Consider the following 13,390-nt stretch of genomic DNA (forward strand, 5'->3'; position numbering starts at 1 on the left):
GCCCTATGCGAGTTCCTCATATTTATCAAACATCGAGTATTGCCCTAAACACCCCTGTAACTTTAGATGACGATGCTGCAGGGCATATTGGCAGAGTGCTGCGCATGAAAGTAGGCGAGCATGTATCTATTTTTAATGGCGAAGGCGGCGAATACCTTAGTGAAATAATTGAGGTAACAAAAAAAACAGTCGTCGTAATGCCGTTAGAGCTTAATCCTCATGATGTAGAATCCCCGCTTAAAATTCATTTAGGCCAGTGTGTATCCCGTGGTGATAAAATGGATTTTACAATTCAAAAGTCAGTTGAACTGGGCATTACCGAAATCACCCCTATTTTTAGTCAGCGCTGTGGCGTGAAACTAATGGGCGATCGTCTTGAGAAAAAACACCAACAATGGCAAAAAATTGCAATAGCAGCGGCAGAGCAATCTGGGCGTAATTTTGTGCCAATTATTCATCCCCCTGTAGATTTAAAACAATGGCTTGCACAACAAACCAATGCAATTAAGCTCACTCTTCATCCTCGTGCTGAGCACAGCATTAAAACCATTACGGTACCTAAAGATGGCGTACGCTTTTTAGTCGGCCCAGAAGGCGGCTTTACCGACGATGAAATGGCACTAACTAAACAACTAGAATTTGTGGATATTCGCTTAGGCCCGCGCGTTTTACGAACGGAAACAGCCGCTTTAACGGTCTTAAGTGCATTACAACTTCAATTTGGCGATTTAGCTAATTGAAATAACTAAAAGCACCCTCATATAAACAGTAACATTTATAGTAAGGCACAGCGCATGGCAATTAAGTTAGGTATTATTTCAGATCCTATTAGTGGATTTAACATCAAAAAAGACACCGGTTTTGCAATGATGATGCAAGCGCAAGAACGCGGCTACGAAATTTATTATATGGAGATGGATGATTTATCTCTTCGTAAAGGTAAGTCGTACGCTACAGCGTCTAAAGCGCAAGTGTTTAATAATGCAGAAAAATGGTACGAGCTTGAAGAAAAAGCCACTATAGCCCTTGCCGACCTTGATGTTATTTTAATGCGAAAAGATCCTCCTTTTGATACCGAATACATTTACGCGACGTATATTTTAGAGCGTGCAGAACAAGAAGGTACGTTAATAATTAACAAGCCACAAAGCCTTCGCGATGCTAACGAAAAGCTATTTACAGCATGGTTTAGCGAACATACGCCAGACACACTTGTTACACGTAGCCAAAAACAAATTCGTGAGTTTTTAGCCGAGCATAAAGACATTATTTTAAAACCCCTTGATGGCATGGGTGGCGCATCTATTTTCCGCCTTAGAGAAGACGATGCCAACATTGGTGTAATTTGTGAAACGCTAACCGAGCACGGCAGCCGCTTTGCTATGGTGCAAAATTACATCCCAGAGATCAAACAAGGCGACAAGCGCGTATTGGTTATTGATGGTGAGGTTATTCCGTATTGTTTAGCGCGAATTCCACAAAATGGTGAAACACGCGGTAATTTAGCTGTTGGCGGTCGAGGCGAAGCCCGTCCACTTAGCGAGTCAGATTTAAAAATAGCGCAAGCGGTTGCACCAACGCTTAAAGAAAAAGGCTTAATATTTGTAGGTTTAGATATTATTGGCGATAAATTAACTGAAATTAACGTAACTGCACCAACGTGCGTGCGCGAAATTGAAGCTGCTTATGATATTTCTATTACAGGTATTTTGTTTGATGCCATTGAAAGAAAGCTAGATAAATAAGTATCTACCTATCGTTATTAAAAGCACTTTTGTGTCATAAATTTTAATATAGTTGTTAACTATTAATTTTTAAACTGTATGAAAGTGCTTTTTTAGTTTTAAAAACAAAGGTATGTGCCATACTCAAAGTTCATTAACTAAAAAGGGTGAAATCTATGCAGTCATTAGAAAATCATTTTTTAATCGCGATGCCGTCGATGCAAGACCCTTTTTTTAAACGTGCTGTTACCTATATTTGTGAGCACAATGAAGATGGGGCTATGGGCTTGGTAATAAACCAACCTATTGATGTTACCGTTGGCGAACTTTTAGATAAAATAGAAATTGATAACGACAAAACTCAAAACGCAGCAAAAGTAAGTGTGTTTGCAGGCGGACCCGTTAAAACTGACCGTGGTTTTGTTTTGCACTCTCCTCAATCAGGTTATTCAGCAAGCCAAAAACTCAGTAGCGATATTATGATCACTACCTCAAAAGACGTTTTAGCAAGCTTAACTACCGCACAAGCACCTGAACAATTTATTATTACATTGGGTTATTCAGGATGGGAGCAAGGACAACTCGAACAAGAGTTACTTGATAACAGTTGGTTGATCATAGAAGCCGATCCGAAGATCATTTTTGATACCCCCGTTGAAAAACGATGGGAAAAAGCAGTTTCAATGTTGGGCTTTGATATTAGCCAACTCAGCCCTGAAGCTGGTCACGCATAATAGTAATTTAACCCTTAGCAAACTTAAACAAGATACACATGACAAAAAAATCGCTTAAGCCGCAAGGCGAACGCACTGTAATGGGCTTTGACTTTGGCACCAAAAGTATTGGTATTGCTATTGGGCAAGAGCTAACAGGCAGCGCGTCTAGCCTTAAGGCTGTAAAAGCACAAGATGGCATTCCTAACTGGGACCATATTGCTGTACAAGTAACCGAATGGCAGCCTGACTTAATGGTTGTTGGCTTACCACTAAATATGGATGGAACGTCACAAGAGGTTACCTTTAAAGCAAAAAAGTTTGCCAACAGATTACATAATCATTATGGCATTCCGGTGCAAACACAAGACGAGCGTTTAACGACTGCGGATGCTAAAGCGCGACTTTTTGAAAGTGGTGGCTATAAAAACTTAGGCAAAGGTAATGTAGATAATATGTCTGCGGTTATTATTTTAGAAAGTTTTTTTGAGTCTAGTTACGGTAAATAACCCGTTATATAAATAAAAAGCGCCAATTGGCGCTTTTTTTATATTAAGTATTTATATTTATTACTTTTTAAATTATTGATCGTTATTTTTATCGTCAAGGCCATCAATAGTAACGCCTTGTAAAAAGCCCGCACCTTGCTGCTCGTTATTGCGCAGTTTAATCATTAAACGTAAATCATTTGGCGAATCAGCATGATGCAGTGCATCAGCGTAATTAATTCGCTGCTGTCTATACAGCTCAAATAACGCTTGGTCAAAGGTTTGCATGCCCATTTCTTTCGATTTAGCCATTGCCTCTTTAATACCACCAATATCACCGTTTTTAATCAGTTCAGCAACCATTGGTGAGTTAAGCAATATTTCAATAGCTGCAACACGGCTTTCACCATCAGCAGTCGGTACTAATTGCTGAGCAACAATTGCACGTAAGTTAAGTGCTAAATCGTACTTAAGCTTATCGTGTTTTTCTTTTGGAACTAAATGCATAATACGGTCAATCGCTTGGTTAGCATTATTAGCATGCAGTGTTGCAACACACAGGTGCCCAGTTTCGGCAAAGCTTAGTGCGTATTCCATAGTTTCTTGAGAGCGAATTTCACCAATCAAAATTACATCGGGAGCTTGGCGTAATGAGCTTTTAAGTGCTGACTCAAAGCTTTCGGTATCAAGCCCTACTTCGCGTTGAGTAATAATACTTTTGCGATGCTCATGAACAAATTCAATCGGATCTTCAATAGTCAGTATATGACCACGTTGATGTCGGTTACGGTAACCAATAAGTGCGGCTAGCGAGGTTGATTTACCCGTGCCAGTACCACCGACGAACAAAACAAGGCCACGCTTAGACATAATTACATCGGTAAGAATAGAAGGAAGACCTAGCTCACTCACATCAGGTATTTGCGTAACAATGCGGCGAATAACCATACCTGCTTTATCGCGTTGCCAAAAAGCAGAAATACGAAAACGCCCTTCGTCGGTGGCAATCGCAAAGTTACATTCTTTCGTTGTATGAAACTCTGCTTTTTGCTTTTCGCTCATTGCAGATTCTACTAATTCAAGCGATTGCTCATCAGTAAGCCTATCGTCACTTAGGGCTGTTAGCTCACCGTTTATTTTTGCGCTTACAGGTAGCTGACTCGATACAAATAAGTCAGAACCTTTTTTCTCAATCATGATGAGTAAAAAGTCGTTTAAAGATAAAGCCATAATAGTTTCTTACCCGCCAAATTGTGTTTTGTCTTGTGCTTTTTCTTTCGCTGCCGCATTTGTAACAATGCCGTGATTAACTAAATTAGTTAAACATTGATCCATTGTTTGCATGCCCACAGACGCACCGGTTTGAATAGACGAGTACATTTGTGCAATTTTATCTTCACGAATTAAGTTACGAATAGCAGGTACTGCAATCATAATTTCGTGTGCTGCAACTCGCCCGCCACCAATTTTTTTAAGCAGTGTTTGCGAAATAACAGCGCGCAAAGATTCAGATAACATTGAACGTACCATTGATTTTTCCTCACCTGGGAATACATCGATAATACGGTCAATGGTTTTTGGTGCAGATGTTGTATGCAACGTGCCAAACACTAAGTGACCCGTTTCAGCAGCGGTCATTGCAAGACGAATTGTTTCTAAATCACGTAACTCACCAACCAATATTACATCTGGATCTTCACGCAATGCACTACGTAGCGCGTTTGAAAAGCTATGAGTATCGCGATGTACCTCACGTTGATTAATAAGGCTTAATTTATTATCGTGAACAAACTCGATTGGATCTTCGATTGTTAGAATATGGTGATGTTTATTTTGATTTATATAATCGACCATAGCGGCAAGTGTTGTTGATTTACCAGAGCCCGTTGGCCCTGTCACTAACACGAGCCCACGTGGGATATCGGAGATTGTTTTAAAAATATCTGGCGCACCTAAATCATCAAGCGTTAACACTTCACTTGGTATGGTACGAAATACCGCAGCAGGCCCGCGATTAGAGTTAAACGCATTCACACGAAAACGTGCTAAATTAGGCACTTCAAACGAAAAATCCACTTCGAGATTTTGTTCATAGTCCTTGCGTTGATTATCGTTCATAATATCGTAAACCAGACTGTTTACGTCTTTGTCTGCAAGGGCTGGTATATTAATGCGGCGAACATCACCGTCTACGCGTATCATAGGTGAAACACCCGACGATAAATGTAAATCGGATGCTTTGTGTTGCACACTAAACGCTAATAATTCGGTAATATCCATTTATGACTCCACAACTAACTGATAAATATATGGTTACAATAGCAGAACGACTCACATCCGCCTACGCTAGAATTGCAGACGCGGCAAAAATTGCACAACGAAACACTAACGAAGTCACTCTACTGGCAGTGTCTAAAACTAAACCAAGCGAAGATGTTATTGCAGCTTATGAGCATGGTCAGCGCGAATTTGGTGAATCTTATGTTCAAGAGGCTATAGATAAAATAGCGCAACTACAGTCATATAGCGACATCATTTGGCATTTCATTGGCCCTATTCAATCTAATAAAAGTGCTTTAGTGGCTGCCAACTTTGATTGGGTGCAAAGTGTTGATCGCATAAAAATAGCGAAACGATTAGATTCCCAGCGCCCAGACGATAAACAGCCTCTTAATATACTTATTCAAGTAAATATAAGTAATGAGGAAGCGAAGTCGGGTTGCCACCGCGATGAAATAGATGAACTTGCCGATTTTATTAACCAATGTGAGCACTTAACACTTCGAGGTTTAATGGCAATTCCCGCTAAAAGCAACGATCTGGATACGCAAATTCAATCTTTTGAGCAATTACAAACTTGCTTTGATAAACTAAAGACCCAATATCCTCAAGTAGATACTTTGTCGATGGGTATGAGTAACGATGTTGAAGCTGCCATTAGTGCAGGCTCAACCATGGTAAGGATCGGCACAGACATTTTTGGAACACGAACTTAAAAGGTGATAACAGATTTATGTCAGATAAAAAAATCGCATTTATAGGCACAGGTAATATGAGCTACGCCATTATTGGTGGCATGGTAAAAAACGGTTTTAACGCAAGTAACATTATTGCGACTAACCGCAACCAAGAAAAGCTTGAAAAGGTAGCCTTTGATTTCAAGGTGCAAACCACCAGTGACAATAACGAAGCCCTGCGCGATGCTGATGTAATTGTTTTGTCTGTTAAACCACAAATGATGGGCGATTTATGTAAATCGTTTCAAGAGTCGGGCGTAGATTTTAGCGATAAACTGTTTATTTCTGTTGCTGCTGGCTTAACTGTAAAACGTTTACGTGAAATGCTAGGTCAAGACGTTAAAATGGTACGTTGTATGCCAAATACACCGTCTTTATTAGGCCGTGGTGTATCAGGTTTATATGGCGCGGGCGAAACACAAAGCGAACACGAGTTTGTACAACAAGTTTTTGAATGCACGGGCATTGTTGTATGGGTCGAAAAAGAATCACAAATTAACGATATTATTGCTGTGACCGGCTCATCACCTGCTTACTTTTTCTTATTTATGGAAGCCATAGAAGAAAAAGCCAAAGCGCTGGGCTTTAATGATGAAGACGCTCGTCGTTTAGTACAACAAACAGCCCTTGGCGCCGCCGAAATGGCACTTAGCCAGCCTGATATTAGTATTTCGCAACTACGTTCAAACGTAACATCTAAAGGCGGTACTACTCACGCAGCTGTTGAGCACTTAAAAGATGAAGGCTTAACTAAAACCGTTGGCGATGCAATGGATGCGTGTATTGCGCGTGCAGAGCAAATGGAAAAAGAACTTTAAAACCACTTTTTTATTGAAGGTTACACTATGAATGCCATGCAATTTTTAATCAGTACCCTGTTTGATTTGTTTTTAATGGTGGTATTACTGCGCTTTTGGCTGCAGTGGGCAAAAGCCGACTTTTATAATCCAATGAGCCAGTTTGTGGTTAAAGCCACTTCGTTTGCGGTAAAACCACTGCGTAAAATCATTCCGGGATTTGGCGGACTTGATTTAGCATCTCTGTTGTTGGCATTTATAGTGGCTGTAGCCAAAATTAGTACTTTAATGCTTGTTATATATAATGCGTGGGCAATACAGCCTGTAATTATACAAGCACTTATAACGGTACTAAAAGAAGGCCTTAACTTAGTTTTTTGGGTACTTATTATTCGCGCTATTTTAAGTTGGGTTAGCCAAGGTTATAACCCTATAGAAGCGGTTTTCCATCAGCTTACTGAACCAATGCTAAAACCAATTCGTAAAATATTGCCATCAATGGGTGGCTTAGATTTATCAGTTTTAGTGCTTATTATTGGTATTCAGTTTTTGCAAATGCTGCTTATGGATTTTTTAGTCTAATATGGATTTTTTAATTAGAGGCCCAAAGGCCTCTTTTTTATATGTTTTGAGGAATACATAATGAACCGTTTAATTAAGTTTTGTTTTATTGCTTGTTTAGCATTTGCATTTAACGCGCAAAGCGAAGAAATGCAAGGCGCACAATATAAAGAGCTTGGCCCTTGGCAAGTGCACTACATCGCCTTTCCTTCTACTTTTATTCAGCCAAAAATAGCAAAAGCGTATGGCCTTGAGCGAAGCGGATACAAAGGCATAGTGAATATTTCTGTTTTAAAAAATGATGCCGAAAATACAGCCCAAACAGCAAAGCTTACTGGCACAGCTAGAAACCTACTTGGCAATAAACAAACGCTTACTTTTAAAGAAGTAAAAGAAGGTGATTCAATTTATTACCTTGCCCAAGTTGATTATACCAACGAAGAGATTTTACGCTTTGAGATTGAAATACAACAAAGTAATCAATTTCAAAAATTACAGTTTCAGCAAAAATTTTACGTAGATTAATAACATGACCAAAACTTTAGTACTTGCTACAGGTAACCCTGGCAAAGTAAATGAGCTAGCTAACATGCTAAGCCCTCTGAATATTAATGTAGTTCCACAGAGCGATTTTAACGTAGGTGAAGTTGCCGAAACCGGCACTACCTTTGTTGAAAATGCCATTATTAAAGCGCGTCATGCCGCTAAAATTACTGGCATGCCTGCTATTGCCGATGACTCAGGTTTAGAAGTTGATGGCCTAAATGGCGCACCCGGTGTTTACTCTGCCCGTTTTGCAGGCCCAGGTGCCAGCGATCAAGATAACATTGATAAGTTACTCGTAGACTTGGGTAATAACCCTATCCGTAGTGCTCGTTTTTGGTGTGTACTGGTATTAATGCGCCACGCAGATGACCCTACCCCCCTTATTTGCAGTGCAAGCTGGGAAGGCGAAATTACGCTCACTCAAAATGGCAACGGTGGCTTTGGTTACGACCCTGTATTTTTTGTACCAGAGAAAAATTGTACCAGTGCTGAGCTTACAAAAGAGCAAAAAAATGCAGTGAGTCATCGCGGCCAAGCACTACAAAAACTATTGCTAGAGCTACAGCAAAAAGGCGGCCTGTGAACCTTCCACCACTGAGCTTATATGTGCACGTACCTTGGTGCGTGCAAAAATGCCCGTACTGCGATTTTAATAGCCACGGACAAAAAGGTGAAATACCTGAAGCTGAATATGTTCAGCATTTAATTGATGACTTAAAAGCTGATTTGCACTTAGTGCAAGGACGTAAAATTCACAGCATCTTTATTGGTGGCGGTACTCCGAGCTTATTAACTGGTGCGGCTTATACTCGTTTATTAAATGAAGTCGACAACCTAATTGGTCTTGAAGAACACTGCGAAATTACCCTTGAAGCCAACCCAGGTACAGTAGAAACAGGTCGTTTTAAAGATTACGTAAAAGCAGGCATTAACCGTATTTCTATCGGTGTGCAAAGCATGCAAAACGACAAGTTAAAAGCACTTGGTCGGATTCATGGCAGCGACGAGGCAAACTATGCCGCGCAACAAGCTAAGGAAGCCGGTTTAAATAGCTTTAACCTTGATTTAATGCATGGCTTACCAGGGCAAACACTTGACGATGCACTGAGCGATTTAAAGCAAATAATAGCGCTCGATCCACCGCATATATCTTGGTATCAACTAACTATTGAACCCAATACTCAGTTTGCTTCAAAACCTCCTACCTTGCCACAAGACGAAATACTGTGGGACATTCAAGAGCAAGGGGTCGAGTTACTAGCTCAAGCAGGTTACATACAATACGAAATATCGGGCTATGCAAAACCAGGCTATCAGTGCCAACATAACTTGAATTATTGGCGTTTTGGCGATTATCTCGGTATTGGCTGCGGCGCGCATGGTAAGGTTACTGATGCAAATACAGGGCTTATTACGCGTACTGAAAAGGTTAAACACCCACGCGGCTATATGGATTTAATTAAACCGTATATGTACAAAAGCTGGCATGTAGAGCAAGACGATTTAGCGTTTGAATTTTTTATGAATCGCTTTCGCCTTGTTGAGCCTTGCCCAATTAATGATTTTAATAAACTTACAACACTGCCACTGCAAAGTCAGCAAAGTGCATTAACCCAAGCAATTAATAAAGGTTTATTGACTCAAACAGACAGCCATTGGCAGGTAAGCTTAAAAGGTCATCGCTTTTTAAATGACCTGCTAGAATTATTTGTGTAGCGCCCAGCGTTACACAAAAAATAAATATAAAACACCCTAATGGGTTTCTAACAACAAAAGGGAAAACAATGCGTAAACTTACTTTTATTGCGGCCGCAGTAAGCGTTGCACTACTTGCTGGTTGCCAGCAAACAACACAACAAGCGACTTCAGCTCCTATTGCACAAGCAGTTCAATCACAACAAAGTGAAATAGACAAAGCCAATGCATTTTTTGAAGATACATTTAACCGCGACGTAATGAGCAGTCCTGTGTATCAAACATACATGGGTATTAAGCAAGATTACGATAAGTGGGATGATGGCAGCGAAGAAAGACAGCTTAAAGATTTAGCGCAAACAAAAGCTGACCTAGTTGCACTAAAAGCAATCAGCCGTGATTTATTAGATGATGTAACAAAAGTTAGCTACGACTTAAAAAAACAAGATCTTGAAAGCTCAATTGCTGACTTTAAATGGCGTTACCATAACTACCCTGTGAACCAAATGTTTGGTACGCATTCTATGATCCCTGCGTTTTTAATTAATCAGCACTCAATTAGTAATGTAAAAGAAGCTAAAGACTACATTTCTCGTTTAAATGGTGTAACTGGTGTTATTGACCAGCTTATTATTGATTTAACTGTACGTGCAGAAAAAGGCATCATTGCCCCTAAGTTTGTATTCCCGCATGTTATTGATTCAAGCAAAAACATTATTCACGGTGCACCGTTTGAAAAAGGCGATGATTCTACATTGCTTGCTGACTTTAAACGTAAAGTAACAGCGCTTGAAATTAGCCAAGACGAAAAAGACTCGTTAATCAGCGATGCATCAGATGCATTAAAATCGGCTGTTAAACCATCTTACTCTAAACTAATTAATTACCTTGCACAGCTTGAAAAACGCGCAGATGATCGCGATGGCGCATGGAAATTACCTGATGGCGAAGCGTTTTATAACAACGCACTTAAGCGCACAACTACAACAGATTTAACTGCTAAAGAAATTCATGCAATTGGTCTATCTGAAGTGACACGTATTCATGATGAAATGCGTGAGATTAAAGACAAAGTTGGCTTTAAAGGCGACTTAAAAGCGTTTATGCAGTTTATGAAAACTGACAAGCAATTTTACTACCCTAATGATGCACAAGGTAAACAACGCTACCTTGATGAAGCCACTGGGCTTATTGATACAATGAAAACGCGTTTAGATGAATTATTCATTGTTAAACCAAAAGCAGGTTTAAAAGTAAAAGCGGTTGAAGCATTCCGTGAAAAAGCAGCAGGTAAAGCATTTTACCAACAGCCAGCTCCTGATGGTTCACGCCCAGGTGTTTACTACGCTAACCTTTACGATATGGAAGCAATGCCAACGTATCAAATGGAAGCGCTGGCATACCACGAAGGTATTCCGGGACACCACATGCAAATAGCTATTTCGCAAGAACTAGAGGGTATTCCTAAGTTCCGTAAGTTTGGTGGCTACACAGCGTATATTGAAGGCTGGGGTTTATACTCAGAGTTCATTCCTAAAGAAATGGGCATGTACTCAGACCCTTACTCAGATTTTGGTCGTCTTTCAATGGAATTATGGCGCGCATGTCGCTTAGTTGTTGATACGGGGATTCACGCAATGAAGTGGACTCGCCAAGAAGGTATTGATTACTACGTAAATAACACGCCTAATGCAACATCTGACGGTGTTAAAATGGTTGAGCGTCACATTGTAATGCCTTCACAAGCAACAGCTTATAAAGTGGGTATGCTTAAGATTTTAGAGCTTCGTGAAGAAGCTAAAAAGCAACTTGGTGATAAATTTGATATTCGCCAGTTCCACGACGTAGTGCTTAAAAATGGTCCTGTACCACTTAATGTACTAGAAAACTTTGTTAATGAATGGGTAGCAAGCAAAAAGGCTTAAAACCAATTTAAACAATTGCTTTAAATATGAAAAGGTCGCATTTGCGACCTTTTTTGTTTTATAGTAGTAAAAAAGATTTTGGAAATAATAATGGATTTAAGCATACAACTACTTAATGCGCGTATTTCAAAGCAGCAGTTAAATGAGCTCGATAACGACTTTAGGCAGTTAAGCCCTGCTCAGCAAACTTTGCAGCTTAACCATTTATATGACAGCGCCCAACGGTTGAGTGTTAAGTATGACTTTATGCAAAACATAGCAATCCGTATATTAAGTACTAATACAGCACCTTCTCTATTTATTAATCAACTCACTAATATTGACGCATTGAGCTTTTTCACCCCAGCGCTGAGAGTAAATAAAGGCTTTTTAGTACAAGATACTCAAGGAAATAATGTACTGCACAATGTGTTTAAGCATGCCGATGCTACAAAGCTGCCATTTAACTATGTACGCTCTTTAATGTTGTTTGAATCAAATGATGACTTAGTTAAAGCGTTGGCGCAGCCCAACTCTCACGGATTAACACCAGTTGCCTGCTACATTGCCTATGCAAATAAATCGAGCACACCGGTAAAGCATGAATTCTCAGCTTTGTTAGCATTAATGGAAATAGAGCAAAAACAAAATCCTAACGCAAAACAGCAGCTTGCCAACGTACTAAAAGGGCAAAAAGTTAACGAGACCACAATTTTACTGAGCGCCGCTTACTTGCAACGCTCAACGGCGCAAGTTGCTCACTTAATCAAGGCGCTTTAATTCACTCACAACTTCTGTACGCACACTGTCTATGGCATGTGTAATAGATTGCGCAGCACTTTGCTGATCAACCATATTTGGCCAATTTGTTTGCCAGACCTTTTGTAAGTCTTTTGTTTTTAAATGTACTTTATCAACGGCTAAGTAGCTTAAGTCATGAATTAAGTTAACTTTAACCCAGCCTTTTCTAGGACTGCCATCTATTTTGTTATTATCGTAATGTGCCGCAAATACAATAAGCTCAAGCTCGGCTAGTTCTTGTAATATTTGAAAGCTAGCAATGCGTGTATTGTTGTTCTCTTCACTTGCCTCCATTCGCCATGCATTATAACTAAAGCCTATAAATGCAAACACTACGCTCGCTATAGCAGTAAAAAAATACGAACGGGGCGCCAGTACAAACTGACCATATTTAGACTCTGACATATTACTTCCTAGTCATTTAAATAATATTCAACACTGGTTACCACTCTTATGTTTTTTATTTGCGGTGTGTTTGAATCTCGATTACTGATACTAAATTGCCCTTGGCGAGCTGTTTTTATTTTGCCTAATTTTGAATTAGAGTCTTTAGCAAATTTATTAGCGACTTCACGCGCTTTTTCAGTTGCTTCTTGCACCATCGCAGGTTTTACATCATTGAGGCCAGTAAAAATATATTCAACTTTTGTTTCGTAGCTGTCCTGCACTATTGCGATATCTTGTTTAGCAAGTTGGCTCACTTTGCTCAGCGCGTTTTGCACTTTATCTGGCGCATCAGAATAAACAATAATATTTGAGCGCACTATGTATCTAAATTGCTGATTTTCATTACTGTATTCACGTGCTTGCTTATCAATAACTGACTGGCTGCCTATTGTTATTTCATCGTCGTCAAAACCATGCAGTTTTAAAAAAGCAGTTACAGCATCATTTTTTTTCTCAACTCGGCTGACTAATTTTTCAAGATTATTGTCGGCATCACTAAATTGCAGAGGCCAAATTACCGTATCGGCTATAACTTCTCGCTCGGCCAATCCCTTAACCTGCACAGTACGTTCCATCTCTTTTACACTGAGAGCTGTGCTCTTTAAAATAAACCCTAAGCTAATTAAGCCTATACTTAAACAAATAGCCGCTATAACAATGTAAAAACCGGGGGGTTTATTCACAATAATCTCCTTGA

General features: G+C 39.7%; 16 protein-coding genes. 12 read left to right on the forward strand and 4 right to left on the reverse strand.

The window, feature by feature from the left end; genetic code table 11:
• The first annotated feature begins 5 nt into the window (after window positions 1-5).
• From rsmE to ruvX, 4 genes are all read left to right on the forward strand, one after another.
• On the forward strand, window positions 6-740 hold the full coding sequence (gene rsmE / locus I6E70_RS02680) for a 16S rRNA (uracil(1498)-N(3))-methyltransferase (protein ID WP_007585397.1): 735 nt from the start codon (window positions 6-8) through the stop codon (window positions 738-740).
• A 54-nt stretch (window positions 741-794) separates the two neighbouring features.
• A complete protein-coding gene (gene gshB / locus I6E70_RS02685; protein ID WP_007585399.1) occupies window positions 795-1,745 on the forward strand; it encodes a glutathione synthase in 951 nt (316 codons plus the stop codon).
• Window positions 1,746-1,900: 155 nt separating this feature from the next.
• Window positions 1,901-2,458: a YqgE/AlgH family protein gene (locus tag I6E70_RS02690; RefSeq protein WP_007585401.1), complete on the forward strand. Its 558-nt coding sequence runs from the start codon at window positions 1,901-1,903 to the stop codon at window positions 2,456-2,458.
• Window positions 2,459-2,496: 38 nt separating this feature from the next.
• Window positions 2,497-2,946, forward strand: coding sequence for a Holliday junction resolvase RuvX (gene ruvX, locus I6E70_RS02695; RefSeq protein WP_165725181.1), 450 nt, complete (start codon window positions 2,497-2,499; stop codon window positions 2,944-2,946).
• A 72-nt stretch (window positions 2,947-3,018) separates the two neighbouring features.
• On the opposite strand, the gene I6E70_RS02700 is transcribed toward ruvX, so the two are convergent.
• Entirely contained in the window at window positions 3,019-4,155 is a 1,137-nt protein-coding gene (locus I6E70_RS02700) for a PilT/PilU family type 4a pilus ATPase (RefSeq protein ID WP_197141994.1), read from the reverse strand.
• 9 nt (window positions 4,156-4,164) lie between these two features.
• A complete protein-coding gene (locus I6E70_RS02705) occupies window positions 4,165-5,205 on the reverse strand; it encodes a type IV pilus twitching motility protein PilT (RefSeq protein WP_197187979.1) in 1,041 nt (346 codons plus the stop codon).
• Window positions 5,206-5,207: 2 nt separating this feature from the next.
• Between I6E70_RS02705 and I6E70_RS02710 the strand changes: the two genes are divergently transcribed.
• The 8 genes from I6E70_RS02710 to I6E70_RS02745 all read left to right on the forward strand — a co-directional run bounded on the left by I6E70_RS02710 (window position 5,208) and on the right by I6E70_RS02745 (window position 12,225).
• Entirely contained in the window at window positions 5,208-5,921 is a 714-nt protein-coding gene (locus I6E70_RS02710; RefSeq protein ID WP_007585410.1) for a YggS family pyridoxal phosphate-dependent enzyme, read from the forward strand.
• Between the two features lie 17 nt (window positions 5,922-5,938).
• Window positions 5,939-6,760, forward strand: a complete 822-nt coding sequence (proC, locus tag I6E70_RS02715; RefSeq protein ID WP_002962567.1) for a pyrroline-5-carboxylate reductase — start codon at window positions 5,939-5,941, stop codon at window positions 6,758-6,760.
• A 27-nt stretch (window positions 6,761-6,787) separates the two neighbouring features.
• Complete coding sequence (locus tag I6E70_RS02720; protein WP_007585413.1) at window positions 6,788-7,321, forward strand: YggT family protein; 534 nt, start codon at window positions 6,788-6,790, stop codon at window positions 7,319-7,321.
• Window positions 7,322-7,381: 60 nt separating this feature from the next.
• Window positions 7,382-7,825: a DUF4426 domain-containing protein gene (locus tag I6E70_RS02725; RefSeq protein ID WP_007376526.1), complete on the forward strand. Its 444-nt coding sequence runs from the start codon at window positions 7,382-7,384 to the stop codon at window positions 7,823-7,825.
• Window positions 7,826-7,829: 4 nt separating this feature from the next.
• Window positions 7,830-8,429, forward strand: a complete 600-nt coding sequence (locus I6E70_RS02730; RefSeq protein ID WP_007585416.1) for an XTP/dITP diphosphatase — start codon at window positions 7,830-7,832, stop codon at window positions 8,427-8,429.
• Window positions 8,426-9,562, forward strand: coding sequence for a radical SAM family heme chaperone HemW (hemW, locus tag I6E70_RS02735; RefSeq protein WP_197187980.1), 1,137 nt, complete (start codon window positions 8,426-8,428; stop codon window positions 9,560-9,562). Before I6E70_RS02730 ends, hemW begins: the two co-directional genes overlap by 4 nt.
• Window positions 9,563-9,630: 68 nt before the next feature.
• Window positions 9,631-11,466, forward strand: a complete 1,836-nt coding sequence (locus tag I6E70_RS02740; protein WP_197187981.1) for a DUF885 domain-containing protein — start codon at window positions 9,631-9,633, stop codon at window positions 11,464-11,466.
• A 90-nt stretch (window positions 11,467-11,556) separates the two neighbouring features.
• Window positions 11,557-12,225, forward strand: coding sequence for a hypothetical protein (locus tag I6E70_RS02745; protein ID WP_165725178.1), 669 nt, complete (start codon window positions 11,557-11,559; stop codon window positions 12,223-12,225).
• On the opposite strand, the gene I6E70_RS02750 is transcribed toward I6E70_RS02745, so the two are convergent.
• The gene (locus I6E70_RS02750) at window positions 12,208-12,651 is read right to left on the reverse strand and encodes a hypothetical protein (protein ID WP_007585421.1); all 444 of its coding nucleotides are present in this window, start codon (window positions 12,649-12,651) and stop codon (window positions 12,208-12,210) included. The two genes, I6E70_RS02745 and I6E70_RS02750, sit on opposite strands and share 18 nt — an antisense overlap.
• 8 nt (window positions 12,652-12,659) lie before the next feature.
• On the reverse strand, window positions 12,660-13,376 hold the full coding sequence (locus I6E70_RS02755; RefSeq protein WP_197187982.1) for an SIMPL domain-containing protein: 717 nt from the start codon (window positions 13,374-13,376) through the stop codon (window positions 12,660-12,662).
• Window positions 13,377-13,390 lie beyond the last annotated feature (14 nt).

Source organism: Pseudoalteromonas sp. NGC95, from assembly GCF_015864705.1.
In the GTDB taxonomy this organism is placed as follows: Bacteria; Pseudomonadota; Gammaproteobacteria; order Enterobacterales; family Alteromonadaceae; genus Pseudoalteromonas; species Pseudoalteromonas arctica.